This is a genomic window from Acidisarcina polymorpha, from assembly GCF_003330725.1.
Taxonomy (GTDB): domain Bacteria; phylum Acidobacteriota; class Terriglobia; order Terriglobales; family Acidobacteriaceae; genus Acidisarcina; species Acidisarcina polymorpha.
Window position 1 is genome coordinate 20,267 of record NZ_CP030840.1, and the last position, 20,187, is coordinate 40,453.

At 57.3% G+C, this 20,187-nt stretch carries 24 protein-coding genes and 1 tRNA gene; 9 read left to right on the forward strand and 16 right to left on the reverse strand.

Features of this window, described 5'->3' with window-relative positions:
* Window positions 1-114: 114 nt before the first annotated feature.
* The 4 genes from ACPOL_RS00125 to ACPOL_RS33355 form a co-directional block, all read right to left on the reverse strand.
* A complete protein-coding gene (locus ACPOL_RS00125) occupies window positions 115-1,065 on the reverse strand; it encodes an MBL fold metallo-hydrolase (RefSeq protein WP_114205260.1) in 951 nt (316 codons plus the stop codon).
* Between the two features lie 111 nt (window positions 1,066-1,176).
* Window positions 1,177-2,046: a 3-hydroxybutyryl-CoA dehydrogenase gene (locus ACPOL_RS00130; protein ID WP_114205261.1), complete on the reverse strand. Its 870-nt coding sequence runs from the start codon at window positions 2,044-2,046 to the stop codon at window positions 1,177-1,179.
* 158 nt (window positions 2,047-2,204) lie between these two features.
* Window positions 2,205-2,411 (reverse strand): hypothetical protein, encoded by a 207-nt coding sequence (locus ACPOL_RS00135; protein WP_114205262.1) that lies wholly within the window; start codon window positions 2,409-2,411, stop codon window positions 2,205-2,207.
* Window positions 2,412-2,546: 135 nt separating this feature from the next.
* On the reverse strand, window positions 2,547-2,870 hold the full coding sequence (locus tag ACPOL_RS33355) for a hypothetical protein (RefSeq protein ID WP_161557105.1): 324 nt from the start codon (window positions 2,868-2,870) through the stop codon (window positions 2,547-2,549).
* Here ACPOL_RS33355 and ACPOL_RS00140 point away from each other — a divergent pair.
* Both ACPOL_RS00140 and ACPOL_RS00145 read left to right on the forward strand, forming a co-directional pair.
* The gene (locus tag ACPOL_RS00140; RefSeq protein WP_161557106.1) at window positions 2,859-4,454 is read left to right on the forward strand and encodes a SpoIIE family protein phosphatase; all 1,596 of its coding nucleotides are present in this window, start codon (window positions 2,859-2,861) and stop codon (window positions 4,452-4,454) included. The genes ACPOL_RS33355 and ACPOL_RS00140 overlap by 12 nt on opposite strands.
* A gap of 67 nt (window positions 4,455-4,521) precedes the next feature.
* Window positions 4,522-5,826 carry an ABC transporter permease gene (locus tag ACPOL_RS00145; protein ID WP_114205264.1) on the forward strand — a complete coding sequence of 435 codons (1,305 nt, stop codon included), beginning with the start codon at window positions 4,522-4,524 and terminating at the stop codon, window positions 5,824-5,826.
* A 44-nt stretch (window positions 5,827-5,870) separates the two neighbouring features.
* On the opposite strand, the gene ACPOL_RS00150 is transcribed toward ACPOL_RS00145, so the two are convergent.
* Window positions 5,871-6,113 (reverse strand): hypothetical protein, encoded by a 243-nt coding sequence (locus ACPOL_RS00150; protein WP_114210514.1) that lies wholly within the window; start codon window positions 6,111-6,113, stop codon window positions 5,871-5,873.
* Between the two features lie 357 nt (window positions 6,114-6,470).
* Between ACPOL_RS00150 and ACPOL_RS00155 the strand changes: the two genes are divergently transcribed.
* The 3 genes from ACPOL_RS00155 to ACPOL_RS00165 all read left to right on the forward strand — a co-directional run bounded on the left by ACPOL_RS00155 (window position 6,471) and on the right by ACPOL_RS00165 (window position 7,610).
* Window positions 6,471-6,554, forward strand: a tRNA-Leu gene (locus ACPOL_RS00155).
* Window positions 6,555-6,650: 96 nt separating this feature from the next.
* Entirely contained in the window at window positions 6,651-6,950 is a 300-nt protein-coding gene (gene secG / locus ACPOL_RS00160; protein ID WP_114205265.1) for a preprotein translocase subunit SecG, read from the forward strand.
* A 27-nt stretch (window positions 6,951-6,977) separates the two neighbouring features.
* Complete coding sequence (locus ACPOL_RS00165; RefSeq protein WP_114205266.1) at window positions 6,978-7,610, forward strand: MBL fold metallo-hydrolase; 633 nt, start codon at window positions 6,978-6,980, stop codon at window positions 7,608-7,610.
* A gap of 71 nt (window positions 7,611-7,681) precedes the next feature.
* Here the strand turns inward: ACPOL_RS00165 and ACPOL_RS00170 are convergent, their stop codons facing one another.
* On the reverse strand, window positions 7,682-8,875 hold the full coding sequence (locus ACPOL_RS00170) for a pyridoxal phosphate-dependent aminotransferase (RefSeq protein ID WP_114205267.1): 1,194 nt from the start codon (window positions 8,873-8,875) through the stop codon (window positions 7,682-7,684).
* Between the two features lie 29 nt (window positions 8,876-8,904).
* Complete coding sequence (locus ACPOL_RS00175; protein WP_114210515.1) at window positions 8,905-9,960, reverse strand: alpha/beta hydrolase; 1,056 nt, start codon at window positions 9,958-9,960, stop codon at window positions 8,905-8,907.
* Between the two features lie 175 nt (window positions 9,961-10,135).
* Here ACPOL_RS00175 and ACPOL_RS00180 point away from each other — a divergent pair, with 175 nt between their 5' ends.
* Complete coding sequence (locus ACPOL_RS00180; RefSeq protein WP_114205268.1) at window positions 10,136-11,077, forward strand: EamA family transporter; 942 nt, start codon at window positions 10,136-10,138, stop codon at window positions 11,075-11,077.
* A 50-nt stretch (window positions 11,078-11,127) separates the two neighbouring features.
* Here ACPOL_RS00180 and ACPOL_RS00185 read toward each other — a convergent pair whose 3' ends face one another.
* Window positions 11,128-11,541 carry a VOC family protein gene (locus ACPOL_RS00185; protein WP_114205269.1) on the reverse strand — a complete coding sequence of 138 codons (414 nt, stop codon included), beginning with the start codon at window positions 11,539-11,541 and terminating at the stop codon, window positions 11,128-11,130.
* Between the two features lie 68 nt (window positions 11,542-11,609).
* Here ACPOL_RS00185 and ACPOL_RS00190 point away from each other — a divergent pair, with 68 nt between their 5' ends.
* Window positions 11,610-12,050 (forward strand): MarR family winged helix-turn-helix transcriptional regulator, encoded by a 441-nt coding sequence (locus ACPOL_RS00190; RefSeq protein WP_114205270.1) that lies wholly within the window; start codon window positions 11,610-11,612, stop codon window positions 12,048-12,050.
* Between the two features lie 69 nt (window positions 12,051-12,119).
* Here ACPOL_RS00190 and ACPOL_RS00195 read toward each other — a convergent pair whose 3' ends face one another.
* The 6 genes from ACPOL_RS00195 to ACPOL_RS00220 all read right to left on the reverse strand — a co-directional run bounded on the left by ACPOL_RS00195 (window position 12,120) and on the right by ACPOL_RS00220 (window position 17,027).
* Complete coding sequence (locus tag ACPOL_RS00195; RefSeq protein WP_114205271.1) at window positions 12,120-12,548, reverse strand: hypothetical protein; 429 nt, start codon at window positions 12,546-12,548, stop codon at window positions 12,120-12,122.
* Window positions 12,549-13,760 (reverse strand): 3,4-dihydroxy-2-butanone-4-phosphate synthase, encoded by a 1,212-nt coding sequence (gene ribB, locus ACPOL_RS00200; RefSeq protein ID WP_236657132.1) that lies wholly within the window; start codon window positions 13,758-13,760, stop codon window positions 12,549-12,551.
* A 20-nt stretch (window positions 13,761-13,780) separates the two neighbouring features.
* Window positions 13,781-14,143 carry a cupin domain-containing protein gene (locus tag ACPOL_RS00205; protein ID WP_114205273.1) on the reverse strand — a complete coding sequence of 121 codons (363 nt, stop codon included), beginning with the start codon at window positions 14,141-14,143 and terminating at the stop codon, window positions 13,781-13,783.
* 179 nt (window positions 14,144-14,322) lie between these two features.
* Window positions 14,323-14,550, reverse strand: coding sequence for a hypothetical protein (locus tag ACPOL_RS00210; RefSeq protein WP_020713518.1), 228 nt, complete (start codon window positions 14,548-14,550; stop codon window positions 14,323-14,325).
* Between the two features lie 246 nt (window positions 14,551-14,796).
* The gene (locus ACPOL_RS00215; protein WP_236657133.1) at window positions 14,797-16,431 is read right to left on the reverse strand and encodes an alpha/beta hydrolase-fold protein; all 1,635 of its coding nucleotides are present in this window, start codon (window positions 16,429-16,431) and stop codon (window positions 14,797-14,799) included.
* Between the two features lie 185 nt (window positions 16,432-16,616).
* A complete protein-coding gene (locus ACPOL_RS00220; RefSeq protein WP_114205274.1) occupies window positions 16,617-17,027 on the reverse strand; it encodes an MmcQ/YjbR family DNA-binding protein in 411 nt (136 codons plus the stop codon).
* Between ACPOL_RS00220 and ACPOL_RS00225 the strand changes: the two genes are divergently transcribed.
* Together ACPOL_RS00225 and ACPOL_RS00230 are read left to right on the forward strand one after the other, a co-directional pair.
* Window positions 17,018-17,632 carry a carboxypeptidase-like regulatory domain-containing protein gene (locus ACPOL_RS00225; protein ID WP_150132851.1) on the forward strand — a complete coding sequence of 205 codons (615 nt, stop codon included), beginning with the start codon at window positions 17,018-17,020 and terminating at the stop codon, window positions 17,630-17,632. The genes ACPOL_RS00220 and ACPOL_RS00225 overlap by 10 nt on opposite strands.
* Before the next feature lie 136 nt (window positions 17,633-17,768).
* On the forward strand, window positions 17,769-18,686 hold the full coding sequence (locus tag ACPOL_RS00230; protein ID WP_114205276.1) for a LolA-like protein: 918 nt from the start codon (window positions 17,769-17,771) through the stop codon (window positions 18,684-18,686).
* A 30-nt stretch (window positions 18,687-18,716) separates the two neighbouring features.
* On the opposite strand, the gene ACPOL_RS00235 is transcribed toward ACPOL_RS00230, so the two are convergent.
* Together ACPOL_RS00235 and ACPOL_RS00240 are read right to left on the reverse strand one after the other, a co-directional pair.
* Entirely contained in the window at window positions 18,717-19,343 is a 627-nt protein-coding gene (locus tag ACPOL_RS00235; RefSeq protein WP_114205277.1) for an HNH endonuclease, read from the reverse strand.
* 67 nt (window positions 19,344-19,410) lie between these two features.
* A complete protein-coding gene (locus tag ACPOL_RS00240) occupies window positions 19,411-19,992 on the reverse strand; it encodes a ComF family protein (protein ID WP_150132852.1) in 582 nt (193 codons plus the stop codon).
* Window positions 19,993-20,187 lie beyond the last annotated feature (195 nt).

Consider the following 20,187-nt stretch of genomic DNA (forward strand, 5'->3'; position numbering starts at 1 on the left):
TTTTAGCCACGCTCGACTTGCAGACTCGTAACACTATCGTAACAGTTCTTTAGCCAAAACTTTGTCATTTGATTATAACGAATTGGCTAAAGCCGATCTGGGTAACAGCAGCCTTTAGAAGCAGATAGACTCACTTGGCTGGTGCTGCTGAGCAAGCACCAGCTTGTTAGCCAATAAATTCATGCGCTCCCGCAAGGCCAGTTCGGCAGCCACTCTAGCAAGCTCCGGTAAGTTGTTGCTCTCAGAAAGATGCGCCAGGATGACGTAAGTCGCTTTTCCGTCGTAACTCCTCTCCAGAAAGCCAGCAGTAGCGTCATTCGACAAATGACCTACCCGGGACATCACCCGCTGTTTCACCGACCACGGATAGGGGCCGTCCCGCAACATTTCCAGGTCGTGATTCGACTCAATCATCAGCAGATCGCAGTTCCTTAACTGCTGCTGCACATTGGATGGCACATAACCAAGATCGGTGGCCAACCCCATGCGGATCCCTTCCGCTTCAAAGACAAAGCCCACCGGGTCAGCGGCATCGTGCGGAATGGTGAAGGGAGTTACGGCAATGTCGCCAATAAGAAAGCCGCTCCCCGAGCGGAAGTATTCGACTCCTGGAAGCGTACAAGGATCGGCCTCCGGCTTCCCCGACTCTTCCTGTTCGAGTTCATGCTCAGGCAGGATTGCTCCCCTTGGAGCACTTTCTGAACTCCCCTCAACGCGACTCTCCGATGCGGCCGCAGCTGCCTGCTTTCGCAACTCCAGCCAATCCGCATACGTCATGCGCTTCTGCGGTTTCATCCAGCGCATCCACGCGCGATGCGTCGCCTCGGTGAAGTAGACCGGGATGCCCAGCTTCCTTGCCGTGACCGCCAGGCCTTGAACGTGGTCCTGATGCTCGTGGGTGATAAGAATCGCATCGAGGGAGCACGGATCCTCTTGGACAGCGCACATACGCTTGCAGAGTTCGCGACAGGAGAGGCCGGCATCCACCAGTATTCGAGTGCGGCTGCTCGCGACAATCAGGCTGTTGCCTTTGGAGCCGCTGGCCAGCACTGTCATCCGCATCATTGCTTCAGAATACGCCGTGTCCTTGTGGAAGAGTTGCACCCGAACTGTTGCAATTGCTAGAACGGAACCAGAGCGGTTACACCAGTTCCGCAACGGGATAGGGGAAATCTTTTACCCCTGGCCCTCCTGTTCATACTTGTAGAAGCCGCGCCCGGTCTTGCGCCCAAGCCAGCCCGCGTCGACCATGCGAATCAGCAGCGGGCATGGGCGATATTTGGGGTCCCCCAAGCCCTCCTGCAGGACGCGCATGATGTCGAGGCAGACATCGAGCCCGATGAAGTCGGCTAGAGTTAACGGCCCCATTGGATGCCTCATGCCGAGCTTAAAGACCTCGTCCACGGCCTCGGCGCTCGCAACCCCCTCCATCACCACGTACATGGCCTCATTGAGCAGCGGCATCAGCACGCGGTTTGAAACAAACCCGGGCGCGTCATTCACTTCGACGGGCGTCTTCCCCAGGCGCACGGCCAGATCGCGCACCGTGTCAAAGGTCTCAGCAGAGGTCGCAAGCCCGCGGATCACCTCTACCAGCTTCATCACCGGCACCGGATTGAAGAAGTGCATCCCGATGACTTTATCGGGACGTCCGGTTTGCGCCGCAAGGCGGGTGATCGAAATCGAAGAAGTATTCGACGCCAGAATCACGTGACTCGGGACGATGCCATGAAGTTCGCGAAAGATCTCGCGCTTGATTTCAAATTTTTCAGTCGCAGCCTCGATGACGAAGTCGCATTCGGCGAGTTCCAGGCGGTTGAGTGTGCCCGTGATCCGCTCGAATGCAGCCATCGCGTCCTCGGCAGTCAATTTGCCCTTACTGGCTTCTCGCTCCAGGTTCTTCCGAATGGTACCCATGCTGCGCTGAAGAAACCGCTCTTCGATTTCGCAGAGGCGAACACTCAACCCAGCCCGCGCCAATACGTGAGCAATCCCGTTGCCCATGGTGCCCGCGCCGAGCACGCCGGCAACTTTAATCTCGCCCATCCTCATCACCCCTGCGAAACAGGTGAGTGTATCAGGGCAACGGGCAAGACATGGTCCCAAAAGGGGAATTCACGACCGTAAAGTTGGGTCGGGAGAATTGACGACGCAAGAGAGCGGGCCAATTCAGTGCAGCGCTAGCGCCTTAACAAGAGAATTCGTTAGTTGAACGGGAGAGACACCGCCGGACGTTTCGCGGTCGTCTTTTCAACGCATTCGTGGTGCTCTTCGAGCTCCAGGCGCATCGAGGCGCTCATCGGTCCCGGAGATGAGCCAAGCAGATGAAGACAGTAGGCGCAGATTGGCCGTACTGCGCTGCTCAACGATTGAAGGGAACGGGTATCGTGATGCGGATAGCTGGTGTTCATGACGCTCTCCGGAGGGCTAGAGGTGGAGGTAAGGGTCATCGAACCAACGATTGTGAGTATACGGGTGGCCCGGACGGTTCGCTGTCTCAAAAACAAGAGCGAACATCATTGGTATAGTCAGCGGAACCAACTTTGTCAAGGGACTGTCACAATGGAATCCATATCGGGAAGGGTCCATTTCGGGGATGGTCGCAGTCGCGATGCCAGATCGCCGAAGAGCTCTGGCCGCAAAATACTCTGGCTCCCTGGTCTCCGGCCTTCGCTGTGTATACTTAGCAGGCGAATGGCGATCTTGGTAGGAACGTGTTCGACGCCCAGCTTCAGCGCGCCGGAGACGCGAGCGAATCCGGGTTCGCCTGATGGTCTTACCTTTGGAAGGTGGGGATGACGGTAGATCCGCCCAGGACGCCGGTAATTCTGCTTGACGGTGCAATCGAAACTCCGAGTGTGATCCTGCATAGCCCGTTCACCGTCGGTCGCGCTCCGGACCGCGATCTGGTCTTGTCGCACCCCTTCGTCTCCCGGAAACACGCCGAAATTATCTATGACGCCGGCGCCTTCTTCATTTCGGATGTAGGCAGCCGTCATGGTACTTTCGTCAACGGCCAGCGCATCGAGAGACAGCGGCTCACCGCGAACGATGCCATTCATTTCGGCTCGATCGATGGGCCAGTCTTACGCTTCGACGCCCAGGGAAATACCAGCCATTCCACCATTCGCGATTTACTCGGGCAAATTCAGGCCATCTCTTCTCCGAACTCGGACCTCGAAAAGCTGCGCTGGTTCCTGGAAGCGGCGCGCAAATTGAACACCGTCGGGGCGGTCGACCAGATCTTGGCGTCGCTGGTCGAGACCACACTGCAGCTCACCAAAGTCGAGCGCGGCTACGTTTTCCTGGTTGACGAGGCCGGGGTGCTGAACATGGCCGTCGGGCGCAGCAGCAGCGGCGAAGTGCTGGCCGACGACCAGACCCTCTCGCGCACCGCCATTCAGCAGGCGACGCGCACCGCCGGCGAATACATGATTACCGATACGCTGACCGCCGAGTCCGGCGCGCGGACTGACAGTATGGTGGCGCAGAGCATCCGCACCGTCATCTGCATCCCGCTGCGCCGCCGCCGCGAGCAACGTCAGCCCGGCGACTCCGACGGGGTCACCTCAGGCGAGATTTTAGGGGTACTTTACCTCGACAGCCGGTTGAATCCAGGCAAACTCACGGAGGTTGACAACGACCTGCTGAAGACCATCGCGACCGAGGCCGCCGCGCTGATCGACAATGCGCAGCTTGCCATCGCCGAAGAGCATGCCCGGCGCTACCGCGAGGAGCTGAATATCGCCGCCGCGATCCAACAGAATCTCATGACCGTCAAGATCCCGGCGCTCCCCTACGCGACCATCGCTGCCCGCTCCATCCCTTGTAAAGAGATCGGCGGCGACTTCTTCGATGTGGTGGCCGATGATGAGAGCCTTTCGCTGGTGCTGGCCGATGTCTCCGGCAAGGGAGTCTCGGCGGCCATCCTCGCTTCGACGCTTCAGGGCATGGTCTACTCGCAGTTGCTCGCCGGTCAGCCGCTGCAGAGTATCGCCGAGGTGGCGAACCACTATATCTGCGCCAAAGACGTGGGCAAGTACGCCACCATGGTCATCCTGAAGCTCACCCGCAACGGGGTGCTTGACTACATCAACTGCGGCCACATTCACCCGCTGCTCTGTTCGCCCAGCGGCGTCCACCATCTGAAGACTTCCAACCTGCCTGTAGGCCTGATCGGCGAGGCGACGTTTCGCGGCGACTCGGTCCGCATCGAGGCTGGCTCGCGCATTCTGCTGGTGACCGACGGGGTCACCGAGGCGGAGAATACGGCTGGCGAGTTCTTCGGCGACGAACGACTGGAGGAGGCGGCAGTGTGCAGCAACTCCCTCGAAGCAATCTTCGAGCGGGTCCAGCACTTTTGTGGACTTGCGCCCGCCAACGACGACTGCACCATGCTCGAAGTCCAGTTTCATAGCGAAAGACCGAGCGCGTTGCCGCTCCGTACGCAGTAAGCGATAGACTGAAGGGGCCTTCTGGAACGGAGATGAAGCCGTTCGCAGGCGGGCGCATCTATCCTCTATGGCCATTGCAACTCCGCCAGTCAGGCCTCAGTCTCAGCGGGTCCCTCAAGCTTCGCGACGCTCTTTTCAGAAGACGCTGGATAGCGCCAAGCGGACGATGGTTCTCTCCGAGATCGTGCTACTGGCCCTGGACAGCTTCCGGGCGAGCAAAGTCAGATTTGCGCTGACGGCGCTAGGCATGGTCATAGGTTCGGCGTCCTTGATCCTGGTAGTAACCATTGGCCTGACAGGAAAACAATATGTTCTTAAGGCCATTCAGGGTGTTGGGACAAACATGGTCGAGTTGGAATATGCCGGGGGCGGTGTTGGCGCGGTCAGCGACACCCGCAACGATTTCCTCAACCTGGACGACGAAGCTGCCGTAATGCAGCGCGTGCCAGCGGTTGCTGCTTCCTCCCCCATGCTCGAGATGCATGACCGCATCACCTATCCAGGCGGAAAGCTCAAGGACGTTCTGGTGCTCGGCGTTAGTCCTGAGTATGCGCAGGTGCGCAATTTAGTCATCACTTCCGGGCGATTTTTCGACCAGCAGGACGAGGAAACACATACCAAGGCTGCGGTGGTCACGGAGGCCTTCGCGCGCGCTCGCTTCGGCAGCAATGAGGCTGCTATCAATCAGAGCCTGGCTCTCACCGGCATCCCCTTCACCATCACCGGTACCTTTAAAGAGAGCATCGATACCATGGGTCAGACGGAGATCGATGCGGAGACAATCCTGATCCCCTACTCGGTCGCCCGCTACTTCACCGGCACTGATTTTGTAAAACAGATTTTCTTTTCGGTGCGCGATCAGAACGATGTGGAAGACGCCGCGCAACAGATCGTGCGGGTGGTATCGAGCCGCCATAATCGAAATTCCGTCTACAAAGTGGAAACTTTGACCGCCGTGCTGGATGTGGCAAATCAGGTCACCAACGCGCTGACGGTCGTCTTGTTGCTGGTCTCGACCGTGACCCTGGCGGTGGGAGGCGTGGGGATTATGAATATCATGCTGGCGACGGTGAGGGCCCGCATTCGCGAGATCGGCATTCGGAAGGCGTTAGGAGCAACGTACCGCGAGATCAAGCTTCAATTTCTGGTTGAGGCGGTGTTCATTTCTCTGAGCGGCGGAGTAATTGGCTCGGTAATCGGCATCGCCATTCCGATTGGCGTCAGGTTATTTACCGATTACCGCATCCCAATCTCGGGTTGGTCGGTGGTGATCTCACTGGTCACTTCGACCATGGTCGGAGTGATCTTCGGCACCTTGCCCGCGAACCGGGCGGCCCAGATGAATCCGGTCGACTCGTTGAAGTACGAATAATCAGCTTCACGGATCCAGTGACTGCTCTCGACCATGTCTGAGCGCTACATAACGAAGGCTACAGCTTCTAATACCGCCTGCATGACTTCATAGGAACCGGGTTGCACCGTCAGATGGGGGACCGCGTTCCGCATCGCGCTGGCATTGACTCCGTAGCCGCGACCCATAAGGAACGCGGAAACCACATCAGCGGCCTGCCATGAATCCACCTTGGCTCGCATAAGTTCGTTTCGCAAGGTTTCCAGATCAGTGGGGGTAAATTTCTCAATTCTCGCCAACTCTGCCATCAAGCCCTCTTCCCAGCGATCAGCCCTTCCTACAGGCCTTGGCTGAATTCTGATTAACTTCTTTCGATCCTGATGAACCTTCTTCTTTTGGTCTTGGATGCATTGTCGATCCAATGAAAGATCTCAGGAGATATTGTTTTCTTGATCAGAGGCATACTAGTCGATTGAATCCCCTTTTGGTACTTCTTTCTCGAGAAAAGCATCTCACTTGAAACCTACTCGATTTCCGGTACAACGGGACCTTCTAAAATCCGCCGAAACCCCATCGAGGTGGATTTGAGGGGCCAGACGTGAGGCCGCGTCTTTGCTATACTTTTCAAGGATCGCTTCGGGTTTGGCGGCGGGTCTTTGTAGATTGCGGAAGTGGTGAAATGGCAGACACACCGTCTTGAGGGGGCGGCGCCGCAAGGCATAGGGGTTCAAGTCCCCTCTTCCGCACCAAGTTTCTCAGCCAGCTTCGCAGTCCATAGGGAGGGTTTCCTCAGTCCCCCGGCAGCTCTTCATTGACCCAACAGTTCTTTCTAAGAAAAGACCAGCATGATCATCTTTCTCACCATCATTCACGTCATCGTATGCCTCTTCCTGATCGGCGTGATTCTGCTGCAGCAAGGAAAGAGCGCCGACCTCGCCGGCGCCTTTGGCGGGCAGGGCTCTCAAACCGCCTTCGGGCCTCGGGGCGCGGCCAATCTGCTCACCAAGCTCACTACCTGGTCGGCCATCATCTTCATGCTGACCTCCATTGGATTATTCGTGCTGATCGCCCGTCATAACGGGCCGCGTTCGGTACTCGAGGGGACCAAAGCTGCTCCTACCGCACCTGCCAAGCCCGGCAAATAATCGCAGAGTTCCGAGGGTGCGAGCGTCGTGATCCAAGAAACTTTCCCGGTCGGAATTCTACGCTGCAATTGCACTATTCTGGGTGATGAGACCACGGGCGAGGCGGTCGTCGTTGATCCCGGTGACAATGTTGCCGAGATCCTGACCCGTCTGGCCTCGCATCGCCTCAAACTCAAGCAAATCATCGTCACCCACGGCCACATCGACCACGTGGGCGGGGCGGTCTTGCTCAAACGGGCTACTGGCGCACCTATCTTCCTCAATCAGCGGGACCTTCCACAGCTCTCCATGATGAACATCCAGGCCGGGTGGCTCGGTGTGAACTCGCCTGAGGTTGCGCCTCCCGACCAGGACGCCCATGACGGGCTCATTATCGGCATAACGAACCTCAAAGGGGAAGTGCTCGCAACGCCCGGGCATACCGAAGGGAGCATCTGCCTCTACTTCGCACCCCAACAATTGCTGGTTGCCGGCGACACGCTCTTTTCCGGCTCGATCGGGAGAACCGACCTTCCGGGCGGGGACGAACGCCTGATCCTGCGGTCCATTCATGACCGACTTCTCCCGCTACCCGAGGCGACGATCGTCGTTCCAGGCCACGGGCAGTCGACCACGATCGGTAAAGAGCGAGATAGCAACCCGTTCCTTGGGTTCTCGTAAGTGATTTATTTTGTGAGCGATTGGCTGCTAACGTAATGCGTCGCTTTAGCGGAATCAGGAAAGTTATTGCGCTAAATTTTGCCGGTAGGGCCCGTCTCGAATTCAGCTGTTATATACTCGAGGGCCCGCTTGAACTCTGATTCCGTTGGCAACAAGCTGGCAACGAGCCATCCTGCAGCGTCAAAGCCGAAAGCCTCTCCGCTGTGAATGGCGACGCCGTGTTCACGGATCAACCGGCAAGCAGTCTCTTCATCGCTGCCGTGGGCCGGAATGCGCAGCACCGCGTACCACCCGGCCTCGATCGCCAGCCTGCGTATCACGCCCGACTTCGCGAGCATTGCATCCAGTGTATCGAGGTTGGCCTTGATTCGTTGCCCGATCTGCTGCTGAATGCTGCTGCGCGAGCTGAGCCAGAACGGGATTGCGGCCTGGACGGGAGCATTCATCGACAAGAAGGTATCCGCGATCACGTCGAGACGATCCAGTGCTGACAAGAGCGTGGGCTGGGGGCCGAAGCAGGCCAGCCAGGCTGCTTTCATCTGCGGCAATCCGGCAATTTTGCTGAGCCCGCTTAGGACAAAGGTAAGAACCGGGTGCTCCCCGGAAGCGAAACTCTCTTCTGTGGGGCCTTCGCTCACGGCATAGTCCAGGAAGACTTCATCCACAATCAGCGTGAGGCCATGCTCGACACAGATCGCCTCGAGCGCCTTGCGTTCCTCGGGCTTGGTGAAATGGCCGGTAGGATTGTTGGGGTGGACCAGCGCGATCGCTCTCGTCCGGGAGGTAATTTTTTGCCGAAGTGCTCCCTCATCCAAGTGCCAGCCGTAGTCATAAAAAAGCGGATAAGGGACAAGACGGACATCGTCCAAAGCGGCTAGAAAATCGAAGAGCGGATAGCTCGGCTGGGCGATCAACACTTCGTCTCCTGGGTTGCAGAGCAGACGGAAGACGAAGCTATACGCCTCGCTGGTGCTGGTGGTCAGCAACACCTGCTCTGGATCGAGGACGGCTCCGTGACCGGCGTAGTATGCGGCTATCGCTTCGCGGGCCGATCGCAGGCCTTTTGGATTCGGTTCGTACTCGAGCGCTGCGGAACTTAACAGCGGTCTTAGCAGTGACTCATCATAGGCAAAGCCGGCCCGCGTAGGATTCGACGCAGTCAGATCGAAGATGGGAAGTCCGGTCAGCCGGCGCTCGCGCAACAACCTTGCCCATTCCGTCTCAGCCGTATCCCATGAAGTGCGCTGCGAGAATCTCGGCTCCATTGGCGTTTCGGAATTCGTAGAAATGCGGGTTACCGGCTCAGCTGTTGAGAGAAGAAGTCCGCCATATAACCGTAGGCTTCTTTCGACTCCGGCAAGCTGACGTCGTTCCAGAAGGCATGCGGCAATGCCTCGAAGATAACCAGCCTTGCATCGACTCCATGGCGGAGGAAAGCTCGGTGCAGCAGACTCGTGCCGCTGAGTAGCAGGTCGCGTCCGCTGGTGACAAAGAGCGTGGGCGGAAGTCCATGGAGATCTGCATAGATTGGCGACAGGACCGGATCTTTGGGGTTGGTGCGGCCGACATAACTACTGTCAGACTTATCATCGTGCGGCACATCGAGGTGTCCGGAGAGTCCATTCAGGGCATACATTGCAATCGAATCCCCAAGCAGGGAGAAGTCTCCCATGCCGGAAAAGATGCCAAGCGCTCCCGGCAGTGGAAGCCCTAACTGCTTCAAGCGCACTGCCACCTCCGCCGTCAGAATCGCGCCAGCGGAGGTTCCGTAGATCCCGATCCTGGCTGGCTTGTAGGTCTTCAAGAGCTCGCGATAGACTGCGACCGCATCCTCAAGACCGGCAGGATACGGATGTTCCGGCGCAAGGCGGTAAAGGACCGCGACGACGCGGGTGTGGGTCAAATTAGCGATCGGGATCGACTCGGTGAACGAGCCTGAATCAGAATTGAAGCCGCCCCCATGCAGATTGATGAGCACCTGATCGGGATGCGCCGGGGTCGCGTCGACCGGGTCAACGACGCGCGTCGGGACACCGGCAATGGTGCGGTTTTCGATGTTGACCGGGTAGACTGCCTTCGAAGCCTCGCCGGCGCGCGTCTGCCAGGCATCCGTACTGCTTCGCCGCTCGGCGAGCGTCTGCGGAACGGCGGCGTCGGAAGCCGGTGTGCCAAGTCTCGCCTGAGCAGCGGGGCTAATGGTCTTGGGCACCGGAACGACACGGGTAATGTGGGCAGTTCCCTGTTCGTCGATGAAGCTGGTGTCGGTTTGTGGAGGCATGGTCTGCTGAGCCAGAATACAGGCTGACGAGATAGCGAGAAGAAGGGCCGATGCGCAGGAAATGAGTTTCATAAGTCCTTTATGAAGCGCGGACGCACTTACGGCTACGCCTGGCAGGCCTTTGCTTTGAGAAGAGGCCAACATGGCGTTTCTCGAGAGAAGCCATTTTAGCTGCGACGTTACTCTAGCGAATCATAGCCGATCTTGGCGAAATTCTGACTCCCCGCCGTGCAGGTAGGATTCTGCTATGGAAACTCAAGACCTGCGGCCGAAGTGGAAGACGTTGTTAGCCTTCGCCATCATCTATTTCGTCTGGGGTTCCACTTTTCTTGCCATTCGAATCGGCGTCCGGGAAGTTCCGCCGTTTCTCTTCGCGGCTATGCGCTTCTCGGTTGCCGGCCTGGCTCTTTTTATCTGGGTCATTGCAAAGGGCGTGCCAGTGCCCAGCCGGCGCCAATGGCTGTCGGTTAGTTTGCTGGCCTTGCTGATCTTCGTTCTGGATTATGGATTGCTGTTCTGGGCCGAGCAGCGCGTTCCGTCGGGCCTCGCCGCGGTCATGATGGCTACCATCCCCGTATTTATGGCGTTATCCGAGATCCTTGTCCTGAAAACGCAGCGACTCACCTTGCGGCTGGCTTTCGCGCTCTTGATCGGGCTCGGTGGAGTAGCGGTCCTGATGAGCCCCTCGCTGCATCTAGGTGGCGCTCCGATCGATAAAGCCGGCGCCGGAGCGCTCATTGTCGGTTCGATCAGTTGGTCCCTGGCTTCGGTGCTGACTCGCAAACTGACGCTTCCAGCCTCCAAGATCATGAGTTCGGGGGCACAGATGCTGGCTGGAGGGATGCTGCTCGCCTTGGTAGCGGCGGCGTTCGGAGAGTTTCAGCATTTCCCCCCCACAAATGTCACTCCGAAAGCCTGGCTTTCGCTCCTCTATCTCATCCTCGCGGGCTCGATCCTCGGGTTTACCGCCTATGTGTGGCTGATCCATCATGAATCTCCAACCAAGGTCGGCACGTACGCCTACGTCAATCCGGTCATCGCGGTGCTTCTCGGATACTTCCTGGCTGGCGAGGCGCTTTCCCTGCGGACAGTCCTGGGAACGCTGTTCGTCCTGGTTAGCGTGGTCATCATCACGACAACCAAGGCGAAGAAGCCAATCGAGGCCGTAGTCAAGCAAGAGACACGATAAAGTCTATTCACCTTTGTGCTCAACCTCGGCCGGCAGCAAGTCGGGCGCAGCTAGGAAGTTACGTCCCGACCCACTTCGCTCATGAGCGCCAGGGTATTGCCACTGGGATCTTTGAGGAACGCCAACCACAGATCGTGGTCGGGCATCTTCGCAACCAGATGCGGCGGCTGGAGGAACTCCACTCCCTTCTCGACTAAGACCGAGCAGACTTCTTGAATGTCCGAGACGCGGAAGTAAAGGATCGTGCCTTCCGGATGGATGGGCTTTTCGGCAACTCCAATCATCAAGCGTGTCGTGCCGCATTGGAAGAACGCCATCGTTCCTGCATCGAAGAGGAACTGCATTCCGAGAGTGTTTTGATAGAACTCTTTTGAGATAGCCAGATCTTGAACGGTTAAGGCGATCTGGCCGATGGCGTCCAAACGAACGGCGGCGGTGCTGGCAAGCGGCGCGTTAGCGGGCATTTTCTTCTCCTTAGACTCTAAGAGAATTGATTAGCTTGGCTAACGATATATCATAGAACCGGACGCTTATGAAAGATGAATCTTCGCTGGAAGCTCACCAGGTCGCTGACCAGTTGCATTCCTCCGCCATTCACCTGCTCCGGAAGCTGCGCCGCGAAGATGAGAGCAGTGGCTTGAATGCTCCCCGGCTTTCTGCGCTGTCCGTCGTTGTGTTCGGTGGTCCGATCAGTCTCGGCGAACTTGCAGCGACAGAGCAGGTTCGACCCCCAACCATGACTCGGATCGTCAACGCGCTCGAACGACAGCATCTGGTCACAAAAGAGCGGGACGCCCAAGATGGGCGGGGTATTCGCATTGCGGCGACCATGGAAGGACGGACGTTGCTCTTGGAAGGAAGGAAGCGCCGGGTTGACTCTCTATCCCGCCAGATTGCGCGGCTTGAACGCTCGGAACAAGAGGTCCTGCGCGAGGCAAGCCGAATCCTGATTGAACTCTTGCGGGCATTTTAAAGAAGTCTTCTCTGCTGAGCCGTGTATTGAGATGGAGAGCGATTCCTGCCGATTTCCCTCTACACGACTTTAGGTAAAGGCGATGGGATTGTGATTCGCCTCAGCCGCCTCCACCAGTTTATTTAGCCGAAAGAGAAGCTCTTTGACGTCGGCGGAGAACTTCGGCGCCCTTTCGAGAAACTTCAATTCCCTCTTCAGATTGGGGATTTCAGAGTATTTCACCACATCGCCCGGCTGGACTTCACCCGAGAGCACCTGGTGGAAGAGAACCGGCATCGCCAGTCCGCGACCTTTAGCAACTTTCTCGATCTCCAGCCGGCAGCGCTCGATGTACTTGCCGTTTCCAAGCCGGTAGCTTATGGCTTCCTTCGCTTTCGCGGGAATATGGAAGGTCTCGGAGATCACCTCTCCGGTAGTTTCATCGACAGTTATAGTCTCGTCTAGCCATTCAACCGAGATATGAGCTTTCTTAATGTATACCGCTGCTTCTAAACCCAATTAGCTCCTCCTGGTCACAACAGCAGTGCCTGGAATCGGGATCTGCTCGACAATCTCCAGGCCAAAGCCCTCGAGCGCCGGAACGTGAGTAGGGGTGTTCGATAGCAGGCGTATCTTGGATATTTTCAGGTCGGAGAGGATTTGTCCTCCCAAGCCTACTTCGCGGAGCGTTCGCCGACTGCGCTCATCGTGAGACTCATGGTCATCGGTCCTCGAGTTCCGAAGTTGAGACTCACGGTGAAAGATCAGGCGATGCGGTTCGCTGCGGCGATCAATCTCGAAGCCCAGACTAGTGTTGTGCAGGTAGATCAACGCCCCACAACCAGCCTCAGCGATCGCCTGGAGCGAACGCTGCACCACCGAGTGGCAGTCGCAAAGCGTCGTACCGAACACATCTCCCGACAAGCAGTGAGAGTGCACTCTAACCAGAACCGGCTTATCGTCCACCCCAACATCACCTTTGACGAGCGCCAGGTGACTCTCACCGCCGTCCACTTCGCTTTCGTAGGCAATCATGCGAAAGTCGCCATAGGGCGTCGGCAGCATGCTCTCGGCGACCCGGTAGATGTAGCGCTCGTTCCGCAGACGGTAGCGTATCAGCTCTGCGACAGTAAGCATCTTCATGCCATGTTCGTTGCAGAACTCAATGAGGTCGGGAACTCTCGCCATGGTGCCATCGTCCTTCATGATCTCGCAGATCACTCCAGCAGGAACCAGGCCGGCGAGCCGGGCAAGATCCACTGAGGCCTCGGTCTGACCGGCCCGGACCAGTACGCCACCTCGCCTTGCGCGCAACGGAAAGACATGCCCAGGGCGGGCAAGATCGGCGGCCGTTGAGCGTGAATCGATGGCTACGCGAATGGTGTGCGAACGGTCATAGGCGGATATCCCGGTAGTGACGCCTTCGCGGGCTTCAATGGACTCCGTGAAGGCAGTGCCGAAGCGAGAGGAATTTTCCTGCGTCATGGGACCGAGCCGCAGATAGTCGGCGCGTTCCTCTGTCAAGGTCAAACAGATCAGGCCGCGGCCAAACTTCGCCATGAAGTTGATTGCTTCCGGCGTAACGAACTCGGCCGCGAGCGTGAGGTCGCCTTCGTTTTCGCGGTCTTCATCATCCACCACGATCACCATGCGGCCGGCCTTGAACTCTGCAAGCGCGCCGGGAACGTCAATGAATGGGGACACCATCCGTATTGGTTGGGAATCATTCATAGTGCTGGTACTTCCTTGCTTCAGATTTTCACGTCCGTTGGCGCGCTGAATTCAGCATCAGTGACGTTGCCAGTGTTTAGCAGCCCCTTAGGTTCGAAACAGAGGATCTCTGCTTCTTCGTCGGCAGCCGTGCGATGGAGAACGCCAGCCGGCACGACAACCACGTCGCCGCGCCCAAGAGTGACAATGTGGTCTTTGAATTCGACGCGAAAGGTACCTTTCCAGACCAGAAAAAGCTCATCCGCATCGTGATGATGATGCCACGGAAATTCGCCGCGCACCTTAATCAACTTCAGTTCCTGGCCATTGGCTGCTGCGACTACCTTTGGGCGCCAATGGTCCGAGAACAAGGCAAATTTCTCCTCGAGGCGAACTGCTTCCATTAGAGTGCCCTCTATTACAGTAGAGCATTTCTCGAGAGCGAGAACCGCGAGATTACGCCCGACAGCATCTTGCTACAGGGTCCAGAATGATGGCTGAACCCCTTTCTATCCGAGCAGACGCAAAAACGCCGTCCCAGGATTCAGGACGGCGTTTTTTACCTCACTCCGAGATTGAAGCTTTACAGTGTCGACTCGATCTCAAAACCCCATGCTTCCAAAAGCGCTTCTGGAATATACTTAGAGTTCTTATTCCGGCGCGCCCACTCCCGCAAACGAGTGGAACGAATATATTGGTCAGGGGTGAGCTTAAACTCTTTCACAACCTGCTCGAAGGAAGTAACGGTAGGAACCACCGGGCCAATCGGCTCCGGCTTACCCCAATTGGGATTGCCACGACGCTTTGCCATCGTTTTCTTTCTCCTTGGCTTTTAGACTCTTGAAGAAGACGATCGTCTTCTGCCTGTGGGTTGCAGTGCACCGGAAAGTCACAAGCTATAGAATTATAAGATAGTTATGCGCTGAAAAGCAAGCACAAAAATGTGTGCTTGGCAAGCTGCATCTCGCGCTCCGAAGCCCGCTCGCGAGAAATCTTCAGTAATGCGTCACGAGTAGGCAATCCGGGAGATCCGGTTTTCTTAATCCATTTAAATCAGTTAGTTGCGCCGGAGATCATCTTTCCAGGCTACCCCCGGGCGGGCTACGGCATACATCTCTGTCGCGATCTGGTCGATCAGACCGTTGGCATCGTCGCCAAGAAGATAAACGTTGAAATGGGTTCGTCCAGGCAAATAACTGAAATGCGGATCGCCGCCGAGCTTATCTAGAACGGCTTCCAGGCGATGCGCCGGTCCATCCAGGTAGAAAGTGTCGGCGGTGCCTACAAACACATGGATGCGACCCTTGAGCAGCGGCCCCCGCTCGCTCCAGGTGTTCTCAATCAAGTGAGCGAGATCGTAGTGGTCCCGCCAGTAGGCGATCACCTGGGGATGGACATCACCGCTTCGTCGGTCGAACATCGGTTCGGGAGCGCCGTTTGGTCCTCTCGGCGAGAAGACCCAATCGAAGGAACCCAGCTGGCCTCCATACGGCCCCAGGACATTTTCAAGACGGGCAAGCTGCTCAAAGGTGGCCTCGACCTTGCCTTCTCCACGGATGATCGGCCATGGAGACCCATCCGGCTTCCGGTAGAGATTGGCATGAGCTGCATAGAGGTCCGGGCCATTGAAGTCGTGGAAGTCGCTGGAATCGGGAGACGTCGACCAGGTTCCGCCAAAGATGTAGGGATAATTGATTTGCAGCTGCAGCGTCGCCCATCCACCACTGGAGTGTCCATTCAAGAACCGGCCATTTGGCCGAGCGTCCATGCGGTACTTGGCTTCCAGATAAGGGATGAATTCGGTGGTCAGCGCGGCCCCCCACGGACCATTGTTTACGGAATCAGCGAACTCATGGGTCCCCTGAGGAATTGACTCATCCAGCATGACCCAGAACATGGGCGGCATGGTGCCGTCCTTCATGCGGTCGTAGAGTCGCAAGCCGTCGAGCAGTGCAGAGTCCAGCCCAGCGCCGAAACCTTGCGTCCAGTAGGCGGTAGGGTAGGTTTCGCGGCTCTGCCCGGAGTAGCCAGGGGGAGAGATAACCCATGATCTGATCTTGACCTCATGCCCCCAGAAACGGCTCAGCAGCGGACTCACGAACTCTTCTTCATGCGCCCCGTCGAACTTGGCCTTGGCGGTCAAGGCAAGACGGCCGGCGGATCGTTTCATGTCTCCTGGCGGGTGGTGATCCAGAACCAGCAACGGTTCGGAGACGGAGCCAGGTTGCCAGTTTCCTAAAGAGGTCGCCGGGCTTATCCAATCCTGTGGTCCTCGTCCCTTGTAGTTATAGCTGTGATCTGTATCGAGAACGGCCTGAGCTTCATATTTTCCGGGCGGCAGCTGCATGAACGGCCTCGGGAAGGCCAATTCATCGGCATTGATCTCGAGCATCTCGCCGGGAGCCGCACTTATCACTTCCTTGGCCGCGACCCACGTGTTTTCTTGACTGAACTCGCTGGTAGTAATCTCGCTGTCTCCGGAGCCCTGGCGGACGAAGATCAACAGCCGGCCGGCAACGGGAGCGCCGGCCGAGGACGGAGCCTGAACTCGAAAGAAGACGTGGCCATGAGGTTGTGGGGGTGCAACCTGCTCGCCGCTTTGCCCCTGGATCAGACCGCAACCGAGCGGTCCGAGCGCGGGGATAAACACTGCTGCACCAACAACGACCATGCGCAGCCGCGCAAAGGCCATGTACTCATCCTCCGATGTGAAATGCAGCCATCATAGCAGTCGTCTTCACGCCTCCTTTGGCCTCAACGTCTCAGCCGCGGATGGATCCTGGGAAAGCGGTCCAGCCGCCGACAGCCGGTTGTACTACCGAACTGCCACCGCGAGCGAACTGCCACTGCGAGAATGGCCGGCCCCCAGCCGGGAGTTCATTTTCTAGATTTTCGAGAACTTGATTTTGCGGCTACTTTCCCCTTGGCGGGAGCGTTCTTCCGATCAGCTCGCCTTGCCGTTCCGGCTTTTTGGTTCTTTTCCAGCCGCGACTTCCAGGCCGTATGTAGAGCGCCAGCCAGCACATCCTCCGTCGCCAGGGCGAGACGAATGTGGGTCATGCCCATTCTTCCCCACCCTCCAGCCACCGGGAGAAAAATGTCAGGCTGCTCTCCGATAAAGTCAGCTTGTTGTTCGGGGGTAAGCTGCAGATTGCCGTAGCCTTTGCTCTGCGAGGCTAGAGTGGCAAAGATCCTGCCCCCGACGCGAAAGTCGGCCGCGCCCATATGAGAACCTTCCTCGCTGCCCTCGAGGCTCAGTGCGATTCGACGGAAATCCGATGCATCCACGTCTTCGATCCTTTTCCCGCTTGGGCTACTCCGAGCTTGAAGCCCTGGAGGTCCCAAGTGGCTTTTGGCCCAGGGTAATTCACAAGCAAAGCCAGGTTGCATACAATGGGAAGATGTTGCAGCTTCGCAGGTTGTTCAAGCTCACCATCTTCAGTTCAGTTGTCGTACTCTGTGCAGCCGCACACGCACAGGACGCAGACAAACGGGGCCGTAAATACGTTCCTCCGCCCGATACAGCCCATGTCTCCGTAGCAGTCATCAAGGATACGAACGGCAAGCCGGTGGAGAATGCTGCAGTCATCTTCCATATGGTCGGCGAAGAAGGCAAAGGCAACATGGAACTGAAAACCAATGAAGAAGGCAAGGCCATTATCGACGTAATCCCTATCGGGGATACAGTGACGCTGCAGGTGATCGCCAACGGCTTTCAGACTTACGGGCAGGACTACAAGATCAACAGCGACACGAAGGAGATAGTAGTGCGATTGAAGCGTCCGGCCCGCCAATATTCAACCTACGACCATCCGGCTACGTCGGCATCGACAAACTCCGGACAGGGATCCGGCTCCCAGTCTGGACAGACACCGCCGCCCCCGAAGCAGTAAGTTGCATGTTTTAAGATGTGGTAGCAAGATGATGGTTCAGCGTCGGATTGCAGACTACATTGTCTGCCAGTGAATAGCTCAAGACGCTTCTGCTGCAGCTTCACTATAAAAAAGCTCTCCACTGGAGATCCGCTGTATGGCAACGAAGCGCATGATGGGATTTTTGTTTCTGGGAGCGGGCCTGGCGCTCTGCTTTCACCCTTTTGCGCGCGCCTTTCAGGCTGCTCCAGATCAGAGTGGCCGAAAATCCGTAGCACCTCCTCGAATCGCTGATGCACCCCTGGACATATCGAGTCCAAGCTCCATCCTCGCTGTCGCAATTCCGCGAACGCTCAAAAATCGGCGTGCGGCCATGGCGTTCACTTACGGCATTCAATACCGGAACCGTAATTTCACACAAACCGGCAAATTGCTCATCGATTATTCGGCGAAATATGAAGTCATTTTTGTTGGCGGACTCCCCTATCGGCGTCTTCTTGAGGAAAATCAAAGGCCGCTCGACGGACCGGCAGCGGCGGAGGAGCAGAGGCGCTACGATCAGACGTTTGCGGAACGCAACCAGATGAGCCTCGAGGAGAAACGCGCCTACCTGAAACGACCCTGGAATGTCGACTTTCCGCTGCCTCAACTGACAAGACTCTTCTCCAACACGCTGGCCGGCGAAGAGATCGTCAATGGCCGTCCGGCGATCGTAATCGAGAGTATTCCGCGGACGGATGTGAGTCCCGCTGACGAGGAAGACCGCCGCGCCCTTCATAAGCAATTGAGGTTGTGGATCGATCGCGAAGACCTGATCGTCAGCCGTCTCGAAGCGAGATTAGTTGCCGATGACGCCTCAATGAAGAAGGGTACGGTTGCGCGCATCGACTTTTTGAAAAAAGAGGGGGTGTGGCTGCCTGCCCAAAGCGATGTTTCGTTCGAAGCTAAGCGCGGCTTTGACACCGTTCGCGGGGAGACAAAAGAAGAAAACCGCGACTTCCATCGCTTTCGGGTAGATGTGAGGCTCATGGAGCCTCAGGAAACCGCCGTTGACGGAGCTTCTGGCGCCCAATAGTGCAACCGCTTGTCCCTTGCCTCAAGACCCTCAGTAGTACAAGTACTTACGCCATTTTTGATCGGAATGCCCGATCATCCGCATGATGTGCCGGCTGGTGTGAAGTGAGAAAGGCCGCGGCTCGCGCATTAACCTCATCGTCTCGAGTTCATGGAGCAATTGATTTCCCTTGCGGCGGTTGCAGCTGTGGCAGCAGGCGACCAAATTCTCCCAGGTAGATTGGCCGCCTCGCGACCGGGGGATCACATGGTCCAAAGTCAGCTCGCCGGCGGTCAGAATGACTCCGCAATATTGGCAGGTATTCCGGTCCCGCAGCAGGATGTTTTTGCGCGAGAGCGCTCGCGTTTGATGAGGGATGCGGCGATATTCGAGCAGCCGGATTACCGACGGCATCGGCATTCGCACCCGCGCAGCATGCAGAACCGTTCCATGCTCTTCCTCCGTCTTGGCCACGCCCTTTAACACCAGGACCAACGCCCGGCGCGCGCCACAAATGTTGATCGGCTCATAGGACGCATTCAGCACCAGCACTGGCTTCTGCATGACGGCTGGAGGTTGGAGCCGCACGTCGTCGGACGAACCCGGGCTGGGCATCGTGTGGCACTTCGCCAAAGACTTCTGCTTACGCGCGTGGATCATGGCTTTGCCTAAAGACATTTATCCCCCAAATACTGAATTACTACTGTCCGTTTGCCTACTCACCGCAATCGGCGATTGCGGCGCCTCACTTCCCTAGTTGAAAACCTTCTTGCTTCGAATCCCAGAAGGCGACGTCGTCCTGCATTGGCAGTTCTTCGTCGTCGGCGATTTGGACGAACTGTGGAGCCGCGAACGTCTCGCGTTGCGGCCTCGCCACCGTCGCCACCCACACGGAAGCTGCACCGGCGCGACGCAACGCCTGGCTGCACGCCCGGGCTGTCGCTCCGGTGGTATATATATCGTCGATAAGCAGGACCTGACGCCCCGCGACCTGCTCCGGTCTAGGCACAAAAAAAACGCCGCGCAGATTGGCGCGGCGTTGATGCGGAGTGAGGCCAGATTGACTGGCAGTCGCTCTTCTCCGCTCGAGCATCCCGATCCTCAAGCGCGGATTCCATTCCGAACGTCGAGCGTGGAGAGATTTGGCTGCCGAACGGGCGAGCAACTCCGCATGGTTGAATCCACGCTGCTTTTGCTTTGCCGCATGCATAGGCACGGGAAGCACCAGGACGTCTTTCCACGCCATCCCCACGGAGGCAGCCTGATCGCCGAGTTCAAGCAGCACGTCAGCCAACCGTACTCCCAATCGCTCTGCGATTGCAGTCATCCCGTCGTACTTCAGTGCATGGATCAGGGAACGAAGTGTGCCGGCGTAGCCTCCATATGCGACTGCACGTTCAAAAGGAGGCGGAACAAGACGACATGGCTGGCATAACTGGTCCTCTGGCTTGAGGGCGGTGGTCGTCGGCGGGAAAAAGGTGGCGATTCGTAGATCTTCACTGCAACGCAGACACAAAACCCC